This window comes from uncultured Kordia sp., from assembly GCF_947496985.1.
In the GTDB taxonomy this organism is placed as follows: domain Bacteria; phylum Bacteroidota; class Bacteroidia; order Flavobacteriales; family Flavobacteriaceae; genus Kordia.
Genome location: NZ_CANMEZ010000002.1, coordinates 509,068 through 530,832 on the forward strand (window position 1 = coordinate 509,068; position 21,765 = coordinate 530,832).

The following is a 21,765-nucleotide window of genomic DNA, read 5'->3' on the forward strand; positions in this document are numbered from 1 at the left end:
ATTAGCTTCTTAATTAATATTAATAGTGACATTTTCCACATTCTAAAGCGCCCATTTCTGAAGCTTTGAATGATTCAACACCATATTTCTCTTTTAACTGCTCATGAATCTTTTCGTAGTAAGCACTTCCTTTTAGATTCACATCTGTATCTCTATGACAGTTGATACACCATCCCATTGTTAATGGAGCGTGTTGCTCAACTATTTCCATTTCTTGAATTTCTCCATGACATTTCTGACATTCAACACCAGCCACTGTTACGTGTTGTGAGTGATTGAAGTACACAAAGTCTGGAAGGTTATGAATACGAACCCATTTTACTGGCTTCGGTTCATTCACGTATGCTTGTTCTGCCGGATCCCATCCTGTAGCATCATATATTTTTAAAATTTCTTTATCGTAGAAGTCTTTTGAATATTTAGCTGAAGTTTCCCCATTGTACTCACCGATGTTCATATGACAGTTCATACAGATATTTAATGATGGAATTCCCGAATGCTTACTTACTCTTGCAGAAGAGTGACAGTATTTACATTCTATTTTATTATCTCCTGCGTGAATTTTGTGTGAGAAGTGAATTGGCTGAATTGGCTGATAACCTTGATCAACTCCAACTTGCATTAGATATCCGTATGCAAAGTATGCAGATCCTAATAAGAAGAAGATTGTTGTTACAATTACTAAGAATTGATTTTGAGCAAATGCTTTCCAGATTGGCGTTCCTTTTACCTCTTCCTCAAGATTCAATGTTCCGTTAGCAGCCGCAAATTTACGAAGTGTCTTATTTACTAGGAACAATCCTAATGCTAACAATCCAAATAATACGATTAATGCCCAAAGCACCATTTGGTTTGAAAAACCTCCTGATTGATCAACTGGATCAATTGGAGTAACGATTTCTCCACCACCAGACTCCTTCACTTGAGCTGTATACGCAAGAATGTTGTCGATATCCTCATTTTTCAATTGAGGAAAAGCAGTCATTGCTTTCTTTCCGTTTTTCTCATACGTTTTTACCGCGTATGCATCTCCGGACTTAATCATTGCCGAACTGTTCTTAATCCAGCTGTACAACCATTCCCTATCTAAACCTTCTTCATCAGACAAACGTTGCTCAATGTTCCTTAGATAAGGACCTGTTGAAGCTTTGTCTAGCTTATGACAAGCAGCACAGTTTGCATTAAATAAAGCCTTACCTGCTTTTGCAGCAGCATCATCCTGTGCAAAGAGAGAAGTTGAAAATGCCAGCATCAGCGCTAGCGCGATTCCTAAAATTCTTGAAATTGAATTACGGTGATTCACCTTTTTCATATTTAAAAGTCTTCTTAATTTGGCATGATTTTTTCAGAGTTTATTTTAAACTTAGATGTTCATGCATTTTCCAAATTTGAGCAAAAATACAAATAGCGTTTAATTTGAGAAATGTTAGAGAACTCTTAATTTGTAATTTATAGTAATTCTAAATAAGATTTCTTGACTAAAGTTCGTTAGTATATTTTACATTTGCACTAAATTGTATTCATTATGAGATTTTTAACATTAAAAAAGATAAGCTTTATCGCAGCAGGTGCGTTTTTTTTCACAGGCATCAGCAGTGCTCAAGAAGGACAAATTAACTTGTCACAAGACCCGAAAATTGATAAATTACTTACATATAAGACAGAAATTAACCAAGAAACTGACAATGACAATCGTTACAGAATTCAAATTTTCAACGGAAATCGTCAGAATGCCGAGAAAGCAAGATCAAAGTTTCAATTAAAACATAGGGATATTACCACCAAATTAAAGTTTGAAACTCCAAATTATAAAGTTTGGGTAGGCAATTTTAGATCAAGCTTAGAAGCGGATCGTTTTTTAGTTGAAGTAAAAAAGATATTCCCAAATGCTTTTTCTTTTATCCCACCAAAGAAGAAGAAAAAATAGTCAACACAATAAAAGGTATAAACAAAAAAAAGGATCGCAAATTGCGATCCTTTTTTTATGTATTTAAATTGAAAGTTTATTTCAATTTCTTTTTCACTTCCACTTCTTTGAAAGACTCTACGATATCACCAATTTTAATATCGTTGTAGTTCTTAACTTGTAATCCACAATCATATCCTTTACTCACATCCTTAACATCGTCCTTGAAACGTTTTAACGAAGCTAATTCACCTGTAAAGATTACAACTCCATCACGGATTAATCGGATACCAGAGTTTCTAAAGATCTTTCCATCTGTTACCATACAACCAGCAATTGTTCCAATTTTAGATATTTTGAATGTTTCTCTAATTTCAGCATTACCAGTAATTTCTTCTTTAACTTCAGGAGATAACAACCCTTCCATTGCATCTTTCACATCGTTAATTGCATCATAGATGATTGAGTATGCTCGGATATCAATTTCTTCTTTATCAGCCACAATTCTTGCATTTCCTGCTGGTCGCACGTTAAATCCAATTATAATCGCATCAGAAGCACTTGCCAACAACACATCACTCTCTGTAATTGCACCAACTCCTTTATGAATAATTTTCACTTCAATCTCTTCCGTAGATAATTTTTGGAACGAATCTGTTAAAGCCTCAACCGAACCATCCACATCACCTTTAAGGATAATGTTTAATTCTTGGAAGTCTCCAATTTTGATTCTTCGACCAATATCTGTCAACGTAGTTCTTCTTTGCGTTCTTACAGACTGCTCTCTTAATAACTGCGTACGCTTTGCTGCAATTTGTTTTGCATCTTTTTCATCTACAAATACATTGAATTTATCACCTGCTTGCGGCGCTCCATCTAAACCAAGAATTGAAACTGGCGTTGAAGGATTTGCAGTCTTCACTTTGTTACCACGCTCATCAAACATTGCTTTGATTTTACCACTGTGTTTACCAGCAAGTAAATAATCTCCAATTTTTAATGTTCCGTTTTGCACTAGAATTGTTGAAACATATCCACGACCTTTATCAAGGAACGCTTCTACAACTGTACCAACTGCATTTTTATCCGGGTTTGCCTGTAACTCTAATAATTCAGCTTCAAGTAATACTTTTTCAAGTAATTCATCAACTCCTAATCCAGTTTTTGCAGAGATATCATGCGATTGAATTTTTCCTCCCCAATCTTCTACAAGAAGGTTCATTGCCGCTAGTTTCTCTTTTATCTTATCTGGGTTTGCTGTTGGTCTATCAATTTTGTTTATCGCAAATACAATAGGAACTCCAGCTGCTTGCGCGTGACTGATCGCTTCTTTTGTTTGTGGCATTACATCATCATCTGCCGCAATTACAATAATTGCAATATCCGTTACTTGTGCACCACGAGCACGCATCGCAGTAAACGCCTCGTGACCTGGTGTGTCTAAGAATGTAATTCGCTGACCACTCTCAAGCTGTACTCCATATGCTCCAATATGCTGTGTAATTCCTCCTGATTCACCTGCAATTACATTTTCTTTACGAATATGATCCAGCAATGATGTTTTACCGTGATCCACGTGACCCATTACTGTCACAATTGGCGCTCTTGGAGATAAATCTTCCGGCGCATCTTCTTCTTCCTGAATTGCTTCTTCAATATCAGCCGCAATGAAGTCTACACTAAATCCGAATTCTTCCGCAACTATTGATAATGTATCAGCATCTAAACGTTGGTTCATAGTAACCATGATTCCCAACATCATACATTTAGAGATGATTTCGTTGATTCCAACATCCATCATTGTAGCAAGCTCACCAACAGTTACAAATTCCGTTGCCTTTAGCACTTTACTTTCTGCCGCTTGTTGCTCTAGAGTTTCTTCGTTTTTCTGCCTACGTACATCACGCTTATCTTTACGATATTTAGCTCCTCTGGATTTGTTACTCTTTCCTTGCAGCTTTTCAAGCGTTTCACGTACTTGTTTTTGCACTTCTTCTTCTGTTGGCTCTACTTTAGCCACAGGAGCTTTTCTAGCATGTCCGCCTCGACGGTTTCCGCCACGGTTTCCACCACCACGATTTCCACCACGGTTGTTATTATTATTATTTCCGCCTGGACGGCCTGAATTTGTTTTAGAGATACGCTTACGCTTCTTTCTCTTATCAGCTTCAGATTCTTTTTTATTATCTTCTTTCTTCTTTTTGGCCTTATTGAATTGTGTCAAGTCAATTTTTTGACCTGTCATCTTAGGACCTGAAAGCTTTTGATATTTAGTAGCAATTACTTTCTTTTCTGGCTCTGTAGTTTCTTCAGTTTTAGCAGGAGCTTGAGTTTGGGCAGGCTTTTCCGTCACTTTCGCTTTTGGTTCTACTTTTTTAACAGGCACTTTTTTAACCTCTACAGGTTTTTGAACTGGCGCTGCTTTTTCTGTTTTTACTACAGGAGTTTCCTTTTTAGAAACTTCTTTCTTAGGAGCTTCTTTCTTAGGAGTTTCTTTCTTAGGAGCTTCTTGCTTCTCCACTGCTTTCGGTTGTTCTTGTTGCTTTTTTGGCTGAGCTTGAACTTCCTTAACAGGCGTAGCTTTTGGAGCTTTTGGTGCTTTTTCTACTTTTTTCTGTACCGGTTCCGACTTGGTTTTTTGAGGGTTTAGATCTATTTTACCAACCGTTTTCGGTCCAGAAAGATTTGCTTTAGCACGCACCACTTCTTCGCGTTGCTCTCTTCTACGTTGCGCTTCTTCTTGCTCTTTTACAAGTTGCTCTCTCAACGCTTCTTTCTCCTTCCTTTTTTCCTCTCCTAATTCCTTAGAAGCCACTTTTTTGCTTTTATCGGTTTGAAAACCATCAAGCAGCACATTGTATATCTCCTGTGATATTTTCGTGGTCGGTCTTTTTTCCACAGAATGTCCATTCTGCGACAAGAAATCCACAGCTCTATCAATTGAAATATTCAATTCGCGTAGTACTTTACTTAGCCTTATTTTGTTCTGTTCAGCCATAAGCTATTTTAAATTTTTACCCTCTTTTAAATAAAAAAATTGCTTTTTCTATTAATCTTCGAATTCTTCTTTTAGAATTCTAATTACTTCCCCTACGGTTTCTTCCTCTAAATCTGTTTGCTTTACAAGGAAGTCTAATTCTTGATCTAGTACACTTTTTGCAGTATCTAAACCAATTTTCTTAAATTCTTCAATTACCCAAGCTTCAATTTCATCAGAGAACTCAGTTAACTCAACATCTTCTTCAACACCTTCACGATATACATCTATTTCATATCCTGTAAGTTGTCCTGCTAATCGAATGTTAAATCCACCTTTTCCAATTGCTTTTGAAACTTCTTCTGGCTTTAAGAATACTTCAACACGCTTAGTTTCTTCGTTAATTTTTAACGAACTCACTCTTGCTGGACTTAAGGCACGTGTTATATATAGCTGTAAGTTTGTTGTGTAATTGATTACATCTATATTTTCGTTCCCTAACTCTCTCACGATTCCATGGATACGAGAACCTTTCATTCCCACACATGCTCCAACTGGATCGATCCTATCATCATAAGAATCCACAGCTACTTTTGCTTTTTCGCCTGGTATTCTTACTACTTTTTTCACTGTAATTAATCCATCAAAAACTTCTGGAATTTCTTGTTCGAATAATTTCTCCAAGAATTCAGGCGCCGTTCTTGACATGATAATCATAGGCTTATTTCCTTTTAAGTCTACCCTATCAATAATCCCTCTTACATTTTCTCCTTTACGGAAGAAATCAGATGGAATTTGGTTTTCTTTTGGCAACACAATCTCATTCCCTTCATCATCTAATAATATCACAGCTCTGTGTCTAATGTGATGCACTTCTGCTGTATATATATCACCTACTAAATCTTTAAATTGCTTATAGATTGTTGTATTGTCGTGTTCGTGTATTTTAGAAATCAAATTTTGACGCAATGCTAAAATCGCTCTTCTTCCAAGGTCAATTAACTTTACTTCTTCCGACACATCCTCGTCTACTTCAAAATCTGGTTCAATTTTTCTTGCCTCTGTAAGTTCAATTTCTTGATTTGGATCTTCTACTTCACCATCTGCAACAACTATTCTATTTCTCCAAATTTCTAAATCTCCTTTATCTGGATTTATAATGATATCAAAATTATCATCTGATCCAAATTTCTTTTTTAATGCATTTCTAAAAACATCTTCTAATATCGCCATTAGCGTTACACGATCTATTAGCTTGTCGTCCTTAAATTCCGAAAACGACTCAATCAATGCTAGATTCTCCATGACATGTCTTTAATTAAAATGTTACCATAACTTTTGCTTTTACAATATCTTTATAAGGTATTTCTTGTTCTTTTTGAACCGTCACTTTACCTTTTCCAATGGGCTTTGGCTCGCGCGCTTTCCATTGTAATTTAATCTTTTCATCATCTGCTTCTACCAAAGTACCTTCTACTTTTTTGTTGTCAGCAATGATTACTTCCAATTTTCTATTTACATTTTTCTTGTACTGACGAATGTGTGTTAATCCTTCAGAAACTCCCGAAGAATATACTTCCAATGAGAAATCTTCCTCTTCTCTATCTAAATTGTGTTCAATATGACGGCTTACTTTCATACAATCACTAAGCGTAACTCCATTATCACCATCAATGACAACTACAATTTTGTTTCCCGCTGTAATTTCTTTTGAAATTAGAAACAAAGATGGCTCTTCTGAGAGCACCTCTTTCAATAAATTATTAACCTTTTCTTTGAACATTTTTTAGTATGAAAAGAGGGGACTTAAAGTCCCCTCATTTTTATTCTTATCTTCGTACAACGGTGCAAATATACATAATTTTTCGAATTTTAAAAACTATTCGATCAAAGGATTTTATTTGTAACTTTAGTATTTATCAATATATTAAAATTTCAAGTCTATTATGAAAAAAATCCTTCTTCCAACCGATTTTTCCGAACAAGCCGAATATGCACTTAAAGTTGCCGCTTCTTTAGCGAAACAAAATAATGCCGAAATTTACTTAATGCACATGCTAGAACTTCCTTCACATTTGCTTTCTGGAGATACTAATTTGAACGTTCCTGAGCAGTTATTATTTATGAAGATTGCTAACGAGCGTTTTGAAAAAACAATGGAAAAAGAATACATGAAAGATGTTACAGTGCATGTCACTGTAGAATCACATAAAGCTTTTGACGGAATTACAGAAGCCATTATCCAACATGATATCGACTTGGTTGTTATGGGATCTAGTGGAGCTTCTGGACTGAAAGAGATGTTCATTGGTTCCAATACAGAGAAAGTAGTACGAACTGCAGATGCACCTGTACTTGTGATTAAGAATGATATTGATGAGTTTAATGTAAATAATTTTGTGTTTGCCTCTGATTTTTCAGAAGATCAAAAACTTGTATTTGAACAAGCCCTTGATTTTGCAAACAGCTTTAATGCAAAATTACACTTACTTTATGTGAATACTCCAAATCGCTTTGCAAGTACCGCAAAGACAGAGAAAAAGATGAATGATTTTATTGCTGATTTTGAAATCCCTAATTTTGAAAAACATATTTATAATGACGACACAATAGAACATGGGATTTTGAATTTTTCCAAGTCTATTGATGCCGATTTGATCGGAATGAGCACACATGGACGACAAGGTTTGGCACATTTTTTCAACGGAAGTATTAGTGAAGATTTGGTAAATCACGCCATGCGACCTGTGATTACGTTTAAGATTTGATAATCTTTTAAATTGAAGATTAAATAATTCAAAAATATAAAATATAAAAAAATCCCAATCGTAGCTGATTGGGGTTTTTCATGACTTCACTTTTTGTTTTACACTTATAAAAGGTTCGCCATAATATTAAATAAACTTGCCTTTGTTTTAAAGTATTTGTTTTCTAAATCAATTGCTTTTATGGTGTTCTCTATAAGTTTTGCTTCCCGCGAATTGACAAGAAATAATGAACTTTCTCCCAAGAAAAATTTACGCTCTTCCGCTTGCAACATCACTTCATAATCAGCTACTAATTCTTCCGTTAATTGATTTTGTAAGTTATACGACTCTATTTCTTGTGTTACGGCATCAATTTTATTTTTGAGTGTTACACGTGTCGTTGAGATTTCAAATTCCAAGTCTTGCAGTTTTAGTTTTGCCAAGCGTAAATCTCCGCGTTCTTTTCTTAGAAATAATGGAAAACTTATATTAACACCACTCTTATAGTTTGCAGAATTGAACGTTCCTATATTATCGGGCGTTTGTGATAAGAAATTGTATTGTAAATCTATTTGTGGCAGCAACATGTTTTGTTTCAAACGTTTATTAAGCTGTAAACTTTCATACTTAAAATCTAATGAACGTAATTTTGGATGTGCTTCAACATCAAAACTTTCACTATCAAATCCTGTTACTTTCAACACATCATCAATACTAGTTACCGTCTCCACATCTGGATGTATCGTTTCTTTTATTTCTACAGGAGTATTATCATTCAACCATAAAAAATTCGACAATTCTAACGACGTTTTTACATACTTGATCCGTGCTTTTTCCAACCCAAGTTTTCGTGTATTAAGTGTCAATCGAGCTTCCAAGGTATCAATAGCTGCTTTTTCTCCTTCGCGATAGCTTTTCTTTATTCCTTCAAAACGAATGTTTGCATTAGAAAGAAACGAACTGTACACCTGCTTGTTCCTGTAAGCCTTCAACCAATTGAAATACGTCAACGAAGCTTCATATAATATTTCATTAACCAATAACTGTTGATCTGCTTTTGCTTGCTGCGTGAATAGTTTTGCTTGTTTTAGCATTGCCATTCGCTCATTGATCAGAAACCCTCTTGCCAAAGAAATTGAAACTCCTGCACTATACAACCCATCTGTTGGCACTGAAAATTCAGGGTTTAGAAATTCTCCAGTGTTTTCTTCAAAGTTCGCTTTGAATTCAATTCCGTACCAAGTTGGGATTTTAAACGTAGCATTTAATTTATCGTAATACTCAGTGTTTTTGAATTTCTTACGATCGTAATCAACTTCCAATTTCGGATCAAATGCTCCGCGAGCTTTCAACAATTTAGCTTCACTTTCGTTGATAATCAAGTTTGCTTGTTTCACAATTGGATGATATGTTTTTACATACCCCAAATACTCGTTCAATGTCATGATTGAATCTATTGAGTTTTGCGCAAACAGTGTTCCGCTGAAAAGAAATACAATGAGATAAAAGTAATTTCGCATGGTATATTATTTCTTCTTTTTTGAATCTTTTTTATTTGTTGGCTGATAGAAGTTTGGCGGAAAACTGTTTAATTGCCTCCACAACTCAAACCAAATTGGAACATCATCTAATAAGGCAATTGTTCTTGCTCCTGAACCAACACGAATCGCTTCTGGCCATTTATGATCACTTTCATCTGGTGCTAATAGTATTCTGTATTTTCCGTTATCACTGATGAAGTTTTCAATAGCCACTACTTCCGCTCCATATGTTCCGTATGACACATTAGGCCAACCGCTGAATACAATTGCAGGCCAACCATCAAATTGCACACGTACTTTTTCACCTATGTGAAGTAATGGCAAGTCGATTGGGCGCACATAACTTTCTACTGCCAACTCATATTTTGACGGCATGATTCCCACCAGTTTTTCTCCTTCTTTGAATGTTTCTCCAATTCCGCCTTTTAATGCTTTATTAATAAATCCGTCTTGCGGTGCTAATATGTACAATAATCCATTTCGGACTTTATAGTTTGTGTATTGGTTTTCAAGTTTTGTTACTTGCGCTTCTGTATCGTATTGACTCGATTGCGCTGTAAACATGTTACTCTGCGCTTTGGATATTTTATCTGCATAGGTTGCTTCCGTTCGCGATAATTCTATTTGCGCATTGATTAATTGATTTTTGTTTGCTAGGTATTTATTTTCTAAAGAGATTAATTTTGCTTGTGTTTCCTGTAATTTCAAACGCTTTTCTTCTACATCCTTTACTGCTTTCAATCCTTCTTTTTGCAAGGTTTCTGTACGATCGTATCGACGCTTCGCGATTTTTTCATTGATTCGAGCCGCTTCAACATCAATACTATCTCCTTTAATTTTCAACTTCGCCTGCACAAGTTTATTTTGCGCTTGTTTTAGCTTTAAGTTTCGCTCATTTTGTAACGCAGCAACTTGCCTTTCCAAAGCACTAATTTTTCCTTTATAAGCAATTACTGAAGATGATTTCGCTTTGATTTGATCATTGGTTCGCTCCACTAGCTTATCATCAAAGTAATCACTTTTTATTTCAGATATTTTTAAAATCGTATCTCCTTTTCTTACTGAATCACCTTCACGAACATACCATTGCTCTATTCGCCCTGGAATTTGCGATTGAATGGTTTGCGGACGCTGATCTGGCCGTAAAGTTGTCACCTGTCCTTGCCCAGAAATATTCTGTGTCCAAGGCAAGAATAACACAATAAGCCCTATAACTGCAAACGCTAATAAGAACTTATTAAACTGCTTGTAATATTCTTTTGTAAAAATCTTTTTACCCGATTTAAATTTGGTAAGATCGACTTTTTTGTTGAGTTGATTATGCGATATATTTAACATGCTTTTCGACTTTTAATTTCCCCTTTTTCTAGCGTTAATGTTCCTCCACAACTTGTTGACCAACGTTCGTTGCTACTAACAACAATTAATGCCCACGGATTTGATGGATCGGTTAAGAAATCAATGATTTTATTACTTTCATCAACATTAAACTGATCGAGTGGATCTTCTAGAACTAATATTTTTGGCTTTTTTATAATTGCTCTTGCCAAAACTATTTTTTTAGAAATGTTATACGAAATTTGTTTTCCTTCAGGATTTAATACCGTTTTTAACCCTTTGGGTTGTTCTTTTATAAACTGTGCTAAGCCAACTTTTTCTAGTGCCCAAAAAATGGTTTTATCTGAAATATTTTCATTTCCAAAGGATAAATTTTCTCTAATAGTCCCTTCAAATGGTGTTTCTTCTGAAAGCGATAAACCTAAATGTGATCTGTAATGATTTAAGTGTAAACTTTCCATAGAAAACTTATTTACATAGATACTTCCCGCAGTCGGCTCTACAACCGCAGTAATTAATCGCAATAAACTTGATTTTCCCGAACCACTTTCTCCCTGTATTAATATTCTACTTTTTGGAGTTACTTTGAGTGAAATATTTTTTAGAATTGGCTTTTCACGATTTGACACTTGATAAGACACATTATCCAATTCAATTGCCATTCCTTCTTCATAGCTTGGCATTTCACCTTCTTGCGCTTCTAATTCTTTATCTACTACTTGCCCAAGTTTCTCTATAGATGTCAACACGTCGTAGAATGATTCGAGTCCAACAATTAATTTTTCAACAGAAGCAATTACCAACAGAATGATAATTTCTGCCGCTACAAACTGTCCAATGTTCATTTCCTGATTTAACACTAACGCTCCTCCAATTAACAACAAAGAAGCTGTTACTAGCACTTTAAATGAAATCATTTGTATGAACTGCAACACCAACACACGAAAGTGGCTTTCACGTGCTTTTAAGTAACTTTCAACCAAAGCATCATTCTTTTTCAACGCTAAATTGGTATTTCCTGAAAGTTTAAAACTTACCATTGTACGAGCTACTTCTTGAATCCAGTGCGCTACTTTATATTTATTTTTAGATTCATCCAAACTTGTTTGCAACCCTTTTTGTGCTGTGAATTTGAACACAAAATAGATCAAAACCAATAATAGGATTCCAAAAATGATAAAGAACGGATGGTAAAATGATAATAGTATTAATGCAAAAAGTATTTGCAATAAGGCAGATGGCACATCTATTAATATTTTTGATAGTCCTTTTTGAATTGTAAGTGTATCAAAAAATCTGTTTGCTAACTCTGGCGGATAATAATTACGCAGCTCATTCATTTTTATTTTTGGAAAACGATAACTCAATTCAAACGATGCACGCATGAAAATTCGCTGCTGAATTGTTTCAATAATCCGCATTTGCATCAACTGCAATGCTCCTGAGAAAATAACTCCTAAGGTTACCAGCACAACTAATACAATCCAAGAAGTTGAAATTTGCGCCCCCTGTATTAAGTTTATAATTGACTGAATTCCAAGCGGCAAGGATAGCGCTACGATTCCTGCAAAAATAGCATAATACAATATTTGAAAAATATCTTTTTTCTCTAATTGTAGTAAACCAACAAAACGTTGCCAAGGTGTTAATTGAGTTTTTTCCATGTTTTTATATTAAAAAATGTTATTTTTTGTGATGAAAAATTCTTTTCTACACACTATTTTAATATTTACGAACGCAAATATAATAGTATTACTATTAACTTAGCGTATCAAAGTATTAATATTAACATTAAATTAATTTATAGTATTGATTAACAATAGCTTATTAAAGCTCATTTTTGCAAAATTTTAACAAATAAATCATGTAGAAATGGGAATAGCCTTTAATTCTTATCAAAGAGTCTCTAAATATTTGGCTTTAAACCATTTAATTGAAAGAATAAAAAAATACATTCAAGTACAACCAAGCTATATGCGTAAATACTAAAAAAGATTTCAGAGTGAATTCAATACATTTAGAAATAAAAAAATGCTTTTTTTTCGGTAAAACGCGCAACATGAACTACCCACTCTTACCGCTCTCACATATTTACGTAAACAAAAAAAATCGCTATCGAATGATCGGGATTTTTTACTGTTATTCCATTTGGGCTTATTTCTACAAATACGCAATATAAATTTCTCACCTAAAAATCATCCTGAATACCAACATATTAGAAATAAAAAAAGCTCCTTTCGTATCGAAAGGAGCTTTTCGTTGGCCTACTAGGGCTCGAACCTAGACTCTTCTGGACCAAAACCAGACGTGTTGCCAGTTACACCATAGGCCAATGCTGTAATGCGGATGCAAATTTAAAACAAAGTTTGAAATGACCAAAGGTTTTTTAAAAAAAACGAGATAAATTTTAAAATTCATCTCGTTTTTAGAATTTAGCTTACTTTAAATAACTGCTTCACAACCTTTTGATTTAAGAACGGTTGGGTTCAGACAATTAATCTCTATTTTCACTTTACAATAAATTGGAGTTGTTTTACAATGAGTCTCAGAATCTCTAAGTCCATTTCCTCATCATTGTACTTTTTATTATATTTAAATTATTAATACTCTTTTTTTAATTGCTTTTTCATAAATATTTATTTTGATCCGAATAATAAACAAGTATACTATTTGACATCATTATGAGTTTTATTGAATTCGCTAACGCGACAAATATTTGACAAGCATCTAATTTTAAAACTTTTATATTGATTTTATTAAGCTTTTCTAAAAAAATAGAGTTCCTAAATGATAAATTCTTAAATTCGCCGTTAGTCTTAATTAAATGAACATTCATGACTTCTTTAAATTTTAAGAAATGGAATACTATCCTAGGATGGGGAGTTTTTCTAATTGCCTTACTAACTTTCAGCTTAACTGTAGAACCAACTGCAAGTTATTGGGATTGTACTGAATATATAGCTACAGCAGCCAAACTTCAAGTTGGGCATCCACCAGGCGCTCCTTTTTATCAAATGATGGGTGCAGTTTTTGCAACTTTTGCTTCAGGACCTGAACAAGTTGCTTTAATGGTCAATTATTTGTCTGTTTTTTCTAGTGCTTTTACAATTCTATTTATGTTTTGGTCTATTACCAATTTAGTGAAGAAAGTAGCCTTGAAAAAGTTACCGAATCAGGAAGAGGAAGAAGTAGAGTTTACATTTGGAAAACAAATTGCAGTACTTGGAAGCGGATTGGTTGGTTCATTGGCCTTTACATTTTCAGATAGTTTTTGGTTTAGTGCAGTAGAAGCCGAAGTATATGCTATGGCTGCTTGCCTAATGTCTGTTTTATTCTGGATGGTATTGCGCTGGTCAGATGAAATGCACAAACCTAGAGGCGATCGTTGGTTAATTTTAATCTCTTTAATGATTGGATTGGCATTTGGAGTGCATTTAATGGGATTATTAACAATTCCTGCATTAGGAATGATTTATTATTTCAAGAATTATAAAAAAGTTACTCCAAAAGGGTTTGTCCTAGCAAATATTATCTCTGTTGCTGTTTTATTTTTTGTATTTAAATTTATACCACCAACTACATTGAGTTTTTTCTGGAATATGGAAGTGTTCTTTGTAAATACCTTTGGAATGCCTTTTAATACAGGTTATTTTATGGCCGCATTATCTTTTATTGCATTTTTCTATTTTGTTTTACAGTATACTAAAAAGAATAATTACCGCTTATTAAATACTATCACTCTTTGTTTGGCTTTTATTTTAATGGGATTTTCTACATGGTTAATGATTCCTATTCGTGCAAACTCTGATATTGTAGTTAATGAAAATCAACCTTCTAATGCACATTTACTTTTAGCTTATTATAATTTAGAACAATATCCTGAAACGCATGTTTTATACGGACCAATGTATACTGATATTTATGGAGGTTTAGATGCTGAAGAACCATATGTTGACGACAAACCACGTTATGAAAAAGATATTACTTTAGATAAGTATGTAATTGTAAACTCTTGGAAAGGAGCAAAACAGAATTCAGATAGTAATCACAGAGGTTTTTTACCAAGAATGTGGAGTTCTGATCATGCTGTGAATTATATGGAATATGCTGGTTTACTAGATTTTGATATTAAACCTCAGTATCGTGGTGATAAACAAATTGTAGACATCATTAACGATTTCAAAACTAGAGCAAATAATGGAGAAATTTATGCAGACGACTTTGAAAAACATATCAAAAGAATTCGTGATTACATCGATATAAAACCGCCAACTTTTGGACAAAATTTATACTATATGCTCAGTTATCAAATGAGCTATATGTATTGGCGCTATTTTATGTGGAATTTTGCAGGTAGACAAGATGATATTCAAGGAAAATTAGACAATCATGGAAATTGGATTAGTGGAATCAATTTTGTTGATGAAATACACTTGGGTGCTTCACAAGATAATTTACCTTCTGATGTTTTAAACAACAAAGCAAGAAATACATACTTCTTTTTACCATTAATTTTAGGAATTATTGGTTTTGTATTTTTATTATTAAGAGCTCCAAAACAATTTTGGGTATTACTCATATTTTTCCTTTTTACAGGACTAGCCTTAAAAGTATTTTTAAGTGAACGACCTTTTGAACCAAGAGAACGTGATTATGCTTTAGTAGGGTCTTTTTATGTATTTGCTATTTGGATAGGTTATGGAGTGTACGCACTTTTCGACACACTACGCACATATGTTGATGGAAAAATTGCCGCAGGTGCAGTAACAGCTGTTACCTTATTAGCAGTTCCATTATTAATGGCTTCTCAAAACTGGGATGATCATGATAGATCACATCGTTATATGGCACAATCTACCGCAAAAGCTTATTTAAGTTCTATGGAAAAAGACGTTGGCGCTATCGTTTTTACCATTGGTGATAATGATTCATTCCCACTTTGGTATGCCCAAAGTGTTGAAGGCTATAGAACTGACGTAAGAACGATCAACACAAGTCTTTTAGGAACCGATTGGTACATTGATCAGATGAAAAAGAAAGCGTTTGACAGTGATCCTGTTCCTTCAGAAATGACACATGACAAATACAAACACGGAACTCGTAATTATATTCGTTATCAAGAACATCCTGCTGTTTCAGACAGTACTGTTTGGGAGTTAGATCGATTTATGGATTGGGTTTTAAGTGATCGTAAAGAAACTAAATATGGCTATTTAATAGATAATATTTATGAAGTGGAAGATCCTAACATTCCTCAAAGTCAACGAAATATTATTTACTATCCTGTAAATAAAGTTCGTGTTCCTGTAAATAAAGAAAATGCAGCAAAGTATGTTGATCCAAAAGATCATCATTTAATGGTAGATTATATTGATATAGAATTACCAAAAACTGCATTGTACAAAAACAATCTAATGATGTTAGATATCTTAAATCAAAATGATTGGGAACGCCCAATTCACTTTACTGGTGGAAGTTTTGATAAAGCCGAATACATATGGATGAAAGATTATTTACAACTTGATGGATTAGTACTGAAGTTAATTCCTATTAAAACTAAAAATGCTAGCGAATATGAATTAGGTCGTGTAAATAGCGAACTAATGTATAAAAATGTAATGATGTGGGATTGGGGAAATGCTGATAGCGATGCTATTTATCATGATCCTCAAACACGAAGACAAAGTATTTCATACCGATCAAATCTAGCAAAATTAACAGAGCAACTAATTAGAGAAGGCAAAAACGATAAAGCTGAAGACATTATTGACTTAGCACTTGAAAAAATGCCAATCAAATATTTTGGTTATTATATTTTCACTGAGCCTTTTATTGATGGTTATTTCAAAATTGGAAAACCTGAAAAAGGAATTGCTGTTTTTAATGAAGTAAAAGCTAAATACATTGAATATTTAGAATATTATAAAAGTGTAAAGCTGAGTCAACAATATGATGACATTGAAGATATTTATCAATATTTAGAAAAGTATAAGAGTCTTGTTAGTATTTTAGATGTAAACGATCAAAAAGTATTATTAGAGAAAGAAAGAATGCTTTTCCAAGGTTACGTAGAGCAGTTTCGACACCTATTTGGTCCAGAAGATGCTGAATAAGATGTATTGATATGAAATTATACACAGTAAAAACTCCCAAACTAGTGAAATCTTTGTTTCCAAAACTAGTTTGGGAGTTTTCTGTTACTTCCAAAATAATATACCTAACTTTTGATGATGGACCAATTCCAGAAGTAACACCTTGGGTTTTGCAACAACTTTCCAAATACAATGCAAAAGCCACGTTTTTCTGTATTGGTGATAATGTAGAAAAGCATCCTGAAATTTTCAATCAATTGATTTCTGAAGGACACAGTATTGGAAATCACACACAACATCATGTAAACGCCTGGAAAGTTTCTAATGATCAATATATTTTAGATAGTATACATTGTAATGAAACGTTTAAAAATGCTTTAAATTCCTCCAAAAACACAACTACAAAGCTATTTCGTCCTCCATATGGAAAAATAACACCTCATCTCGTAAAGAAACTTCGAGAACTTGATTATAAAATTATCATGTGGAATGTATTGAGTGGAGATTTTGACACCGCATTATCTCCCGAAAAATGTTTAGCCAACGTTATTGAGCATACAGAAACAGGAAGCATAGTTGTTTTTCACGACAGCTTAAAAGCACAGAAAAAGATACGCTATGCGCTACCAAAAGTATTGGCGCACTTTAGCAATAAAGGATATACATTTAAAAGTATTCCTATGTAGAATTAGACGTGTTCGGTAATTAAACCAATAAGCGTATTAGCATCTTGCTCTCCACTTTGTCTCCAAACCATTTCTCCACCTTTATAAATCATGAGTGTTGGTAATCCTTTGACACGAAGTGCTTCTGCTAATTCTTTGTTTTTATCAACGTCTATTTTAATAACTTTGGCGCTATCGCCAATGGCAGCCGCAACATCGCGTAATACGGGATGCATAGCTTTTGACTGCTCATTCCATTCTGTATAAAAATCTAACAGAATAGGCATATCTGAACTAATTAATTCACCAAATTTTGACATAAGCGAATGTTTTAATTTTTATGGAATTACTATTTTTTTAACGAAAAATATAGCAGTTCACTTCTACAAATGTACTATTTTCTAGCAATTAAGCTATATTCTTGCGTTTTTTAAGCTCTATTACAGTGATTTCAGGCCATATTCCTACACGCCCAGGAAACGCCAACACACCAAATCCACGGTTTACATGCAAGTATTTTCCAGCTTCTTCATACAAGCCTGCCCAACGTGGATATCTATATTTTACAGGACTCCATTTAAAGTTTAGAAATGGAATTTCTATTCCAAACTGCATTCCATGTGTATGTCCTGCTAATGTAAGTTGAATCTTTTTTTCGAAATTGATGATATTTGTTTCATCAGTAACAACTTCCGGATCTTTCTTTTCTTTTTCACGAATCTCCATTTCTTTATAATCAAAGTGTGAAGGATCATGCGATAGTAAAATATTAAATTCTCCATCAACAACATCTTGCGTTGCTTTTTTCAAACTTCCTCTTTTTGGAAAATGACGTGAAGCTCCCCAATTTTCTACACCTAAGATATTTAATTTTTGACCGTTTCGCTCTAAGGTCCTTTTTTCGTTCAATAATAAATTGAAACCTATATCCTTGTGAACTTTTTCTATTTTTTGATGATTTCCTGCTATTTCTTCTTGTGTACGATACGCGTAATATCCGTAATCGTGATTTCCTAAAATAGAATACAAACCGTCTTTCGCTTCCATACGCTTGAAAGTATCAATCCACGGATACATTTCTTCTGCAACTGCATTTACAATATCTCCTGTAAACACAATAATGTCACTTTTTTGCTCATTGATTAAATCAACAGCATATTCTATTTTTTCTTTGTTATCAAAACTTCCCGAATGAATATCTGAAATCTGCGTCAGCGTATAACCATCAAATTCATCTGGCAAATCGTCAAAAAACATTGTATGTCTAATTACTCTATAATTGTACTTCCCTTTGAAAATACCATATAGAAAACCTGCAAATGGTATTGCCGCAATTCCTAATGCGAGTTGACTTAAAAATTTTCTTCTTGAAGGTATTGCTTCTCCAACCGTCATTCCACTGTGTTGAAAGTAATTAAATAAAGAAGCAAAAAATCGGAAGATATCTTCTATGAAAAGGATTGCAAATATGAATATTTTTGGAACAATTACTGTAAGTGCTAATCCAATTGCATATCCTGTAGACAAACTAAAACGTCCTTCACGTTGTGTTAAGCTCATTTGATAGAAAAAGATACCATATACAACTATTGTAAGAACCCAAAATCCTATGAGAATAAATTTATTACTGGTTATAGCACGTATTGAAAAAAACGTATACAGCTCTAAGATGAGAACAATTATAATTGGGACTAAAAATCTTAACATTTACTAAATTTTAACAAATTTACTTCTTCTATGTAAATTGATTTTACGATTTACAGGAACTTTAACACTTTACAGCTTTAGAAATGAGTGTAATTAAAAAACTCCCGAATGATTTCGAGAGTTTTTAAGATGTTGTTATTGTAAGTTTGGTATATCATCAGGCGTAAAATCATATAAATCGTTTGCCTCTTCCTCTTTTAATTTTTTGACTAAATCCAATGCATCAGGAATTACATCACTACACAATACAATAAGTGCGCCTTTTTCTGCATTTTTTACGGCATGTAGTATCGCTTCTTTTTCTGATGGAATAATGGTTGTTTTCTTATTTGGATCTTTCATTTTGATTCCATCATCCAACATTTTGATCAGTTCTTCTTCTGTTTTTCCACGTAAACGCTTGTCTTGACGAATAATTACTTCATCAAACATTTCAGCGGCAATACCTCCCATTTCATTATTATCTTCTACACGTCTATCCCCAATTCCTGCAATTATTCCAACTTTCACAGAAGCATTTAAATTATCAACAAACTGTTTTAAAGCTCGCATTCCGGCTGGATTGTGCGCATAATCGACTAAGATTTGGAAGTTTTTAAATTTGAATAAATTCAAACGTCCTGGCGTTTGCGAAGCCGAAGGAATAAATGTTTCTAAGGCAACTTTCATGTCATCAATAGAGAATCCTTTTAAGTATGCCGTAATAACTGCTGGCAATACATTTTGAATCATAAATGTAGCTTTTCCGCCAAATGTCAATGGAACATTTACCGCTTTAATGACACGCATTTTCCATTCTCCTCTACATAAAGTAATGTATCCATTTTCATAAATTGCTGAAATTCCGCCACGCTTTTGCATTGCTTTTATTCGCGGATTATTTTCGTCAAGCGAGAATAACGCCACATTACACTCTACATTTTTACGCATTGCATATACCAAATCGTCATCAGCATTCAAAATAGCTGTTCCGTCTGGTAAAACTGTTTCTGGAATCACTCCTTTCACTTTTGCTAATTGTTCTATAGTATGAATTCCTTTTAAACCTAAGTGATCGGCTGCAACATTAGTTACAATTCCGATATCACAATTTTTGAATCCTAAACCGGCTCTTAACAATCCACCTCGTGCACATTCTAATACAGCAAAGTTTACTGTTGGATCTTTTAGCACAAATTCTGTACTTGCAGGACCAGTACAATCACCCGTCATTAATAAACGGTTTTGAATGTATACACCATCACTAGTTGTATATCCAACTCTATAACCTTTCATTTTTGCCATGTGTGCAATCAATCGAGTCGTTGTAGTTTTTCCGTTGGTTCCAGAAATTGCTATAATTGGAATCCGTGATGTTGATCCTGGAGGAAATAATTTATCTATTACTGGCGCAGCAACGTTTCTTGGCAATCCTTCTGTTGGCGCCAAGTGCATACGAAATCCTGGACCTGCATTTACTTCTAATACTGCGCCACCTGTTTTTGATAGTGGCTTACTTATATCTGAAGTCATAACGTCTATTCCGCAAATATCTAAATCAATGATTTTTGATATACGTTCTGCCATAAACACATTTGCAGGATGCACCATATCGGTTACATCTTCTGCGGTTCCTCCTGTACTTAGGTTTGCAGTATCTTTTAACTCCATTACCTCGTCTTTTTCTAAGACAGTTTCTAATGTATATCCTTTAGCAGCAATGAGCGTTTGTGTGAGATCATTTACTTTAATCATGGTCAATACTTTTTCATGACCATATCCTCTGCGTGGATCTTTATTTACCTCATCAATTAATTCTTGAATGGTTGATTTTCCATCTCCAATTACATGCGCAGGTGTTCTTTTGGCAGCAGCTACTAATTTATTATTGATTACAAGTAAACGATAATCGTCTCCGGTAATATATTTTTCTACAATTACAGATCGAGATATTTCTTGTGCAGCTTTAAATGCTACTAATGCTTCATCATATGTATTTATATCTACTGTAATTCCACGTCCGTGATTTCCATTAATTGGTTTTATCACCAATGGAAAGCCTACATAATCACACGCACCTTTAAGGCTACGCTCTCTACGAATAATATCTCCACGTGGCACTTCTACTTCTGCTTGTTCGAGTAAATACTTTGTATCTTCTTTATCACAAGCAATTTCAACACCTATATTACTTGTTTCACTCGTTACAGTTGCCTGAATACGCTTTTGATTTGCACCATAACCTAATTGACATAATGAATATTTATTTAAACGAATCCAAGGAATTCCTCTACTTGCCGCTTCTTCAACAATAGAGCCTGTACTTGGACCCAAACGTGCTTCTTCACGAATTTCTCGCATTTCCTGAATATCTTCTGCCAAATCATAATCTTCACCAGAAATCAACGCTTCACAGATACGAACTGCGGCTTTTGCTGCATAACGACCTACTTTTTCTTCCATGTATGAGAAAACCACGTTGTAAACACCTTCTTCCCCATAACCACGTGTTCTTCCAAAACCTGTATCCATTCCTGCCAAGGTTTGAATTTCTAATGCAATATGTTCAATTACATGCCCCATCCAAGTTCCGTCATCAACACGCATAAAAAATCCTCCTTCACAACCTTCAGAACATCTGTGTGAATACATGGAGGGAAACATAGCTTTTAATCGATCTCCAAAACCTTCTACTTTATTGGTTGGATATTCTTCCATCTCTTGCAGATCCAAGACCATTACGATTAATTTATGTCTTCTTATCGACCAATAATTTGGCCCTCGCATTGCGTTTATACTTCTTATTTCCATGT

General features: G+C 34.1%; 14 protein-coding genes and 1 tRNA gene. 4 read left to right on the forward strand and 11 right to left on the reverse strand.

Annotated features, from left to right (window positions below; translation table 11 throughout):
• Positions 1 to 19: 19 nt before the first annotated feature.
• The gene (locus Q0828_RS07200; RefSeq protein ID WP_298419043.1) at positions 20 to 1,312 is read right to left on the reverse strand and encodes a cytochrome c3 family protein; all 1,293 of its coding nucleotides are present in this window, start codon (positions 1,310 to 1,312) and stop codon (positions 20 to 22) included.
• 213 nt (positions 1,313 to 1,525) lie between these two features.
• On the opposite strand from Q0828_RS07200, the gene Q0828_RS07205 reads away from it, so the two are divergent.
• Complete coding sequence (locus Q0828_RS07205; RefSeq protein WP_298419046.1) at positions 1,526 to 1,927, forward strand: SPOR domain-containing protein; 402 nt, start codon at positions 1,526 to 1,528, stop codon at positions 1,925 to 1,927.
• 76 nt (positions 1,928 to 2,003) lie between these two features.
• Here Q0828_RS07205 and infB read toward each other — a convergent pair whose 3' ends face one another.
• From infB to rimP, 3 genes are read right to left on the reverse strand one after another with little or no spacing between them, the layout of a single operon-like run.
• Positions 2,004 to 4,904, reverse strand: a complete 2,901-nt coding sequence (gene infB / locus Q0828_RS07210; RefSeq protein WP_298419049.1) for a translation initiation factor IF-2 — start codon at positions 4,902 to 4,904, stop codon at positions 2,004 to 2,006.
• A 51-nt stretch (positions 4,905 to 4,955) separates the two neighbouring features.
• On the reverse strand, positions 4,956 to 6,188 hold the full coding sequence (gene nusA / locus Q0828_RS07215) for a transcription termination factor NusA (RefSeq protein ID WP_298419051.1): 1,233 nt from the start codon (positions 6,186 to 6,188) through the stop codon (positions 4,956 to 4,958).
• Positions 6,189 to 6,201: 13 nt separating this feature from the next.
• Positions 6,202 to 6,666: a ribosome assembly cofactor RimP gene (rimP, locus tag Q0828_RS07220; protein ID WP_298419054.1), complete on the reverse strand. Its 465-nt coding sequence runs from the start codon at positions 6,664 to 6,666 to the stop codon at positions 6,202 to 6,204.
• Positions 6,667 to 6,829: 163 nt separating this feature from the next.
• Between rimP and Q0828_RS07225 the strand changes: the two genes are divergently transcribed.
• Entirely contained in the window at positions 6,830 to 7,651 is an 822-nt protein-coding gene (locus Q0828_RS07225; protein WP_298419057.1) for a universal stress protein, read from the forward strand.
• Between the two features lie 104 nt (positions 7,652 to 7,755).
• Here Q0828_RS07225 and Q0828_RS07230 read toward each other — a convergent pair whose 3' ends face one another.
• From Q0828_RS07230 to Q0828_RS07245, 4 genes are all read right to left on the reverse strand, one after another.
• Positions 7,756 to 9,150: a TolC family protein gene (locus Q0828_RS07230; protein WP_298419060.1), complete on the reverse strand. Its 1,395-nt coding sequence runs from the start codon at positions 9,148 to 9,150 to the stop codon at positions 7,756 to 7,758.
• A 6-nt stretch (positions 9,151 to 9,156) separates the two neighbouring features.
• A complete protein-coding gene (locus tag Q0828_RS07235; protein ID WP_298419063.1) occupies positions 9,157 to 10,509 on the reverse strand; it encodes a biotin/lipoyl-binding protein in 1,353 nt (450 codons plus the stop codon).
• Complete coding sequence (locus tag Q0828_RS07240; protein ID WP_298419066.1) at positions 10,503 to 12,173, reverse strand: ATP-binding cassette domain-containing protein; 1,671 nt, start codon at positions 12,171 to 12,173, stop codon at positions 10,503 to 10,505. Before Q0828_RS07240 ends, Q0828_RS07235 begins: the two co-directional genes overlap by 7 nt.
• A 595-nt stretch (positions 12,174 to 12,768) precedes the next feature.
• Positions 12,769 to 12,841 (reverse strand) — tRNA-Gln (locus Q0828_RS07245).
• Between the two features lie 502 nt (positions 12,842 to 13,343).
• Here Q0828_RS07245 and Q0828_RS07250 point away from each other — a divergent pair.
• Positions 13,344 to 16,622: a DUF2723 domain-containing protein gene (locus Q0828_RS07250; RefSeq protein WP_298419069.1), complete on the forward strand. Its 3,279-nt coding sequence runs from the start codon at positions 13,344 to 13,346 to the stop codon at positions 16,620 to 16,622.
• 11 nt (positions 16,623 to 16,633) lie between these two features.
• Entirely contained in the window at positions 16,634 to 17,287 is a 654-nt protein-coding gene (locus tag Q0828_RS07255; protein ID WP_298419072.1) for a polysaccharide deacetylase family protein, read from the forward strand.
• A 2-nt stretch (positions 17,288 to 17,289) separates the two neighbouring features.
• Here the strand turns inward: Q0828_RS07255 and Q0828_RS07260 are convergent, their stop codons facing one another.
• The 3 genes from Q0828_RS07260 to cphA form a co-directional block, all read right to left on the reverse strand.
• Positions 17,290 to 17,586, reverse strand: a complete 297-nt coding sequence (locus Q0828_RS07260; RefSeq protein ID WP_298419074.1) for a thioredoxin family protein — start codon at positions 17,584 to 17,586, stop codon at positions 17,290 to 17,292.
• Between the two features lie 88 nt (positions 17,587 to 17,674).
• On the reverse strand, positions 17,675 to 18,973 hold the full coding sequence (locus tag Q0828_RS07265; RefSeq protein ID WP_298419077.1) for a metallophosphoesterase: 1,299 nt from the start codon (positions 18,971 to 18,973) through the stop codon (positions 17,675 to 17,677).
• A 135-nt stretch (positions 18,974 to 19,108) separates the two neighbouring features.
• The gene (gene cphA / locus Q0828_RS07270; protein WP_298419080.1) at positions 19,109 to 21,763 is read right to left on the reverse strand and encodes a cyanophycin synthetase; all 2,655 of its coding nucleotides are present in this window, start codon (positions 21,761 to 21,763) and stop codon (positions 19,109 to 19,111) included.
• Positions 21,764 to 21,765: the final 2 nt, after the last annotated feature.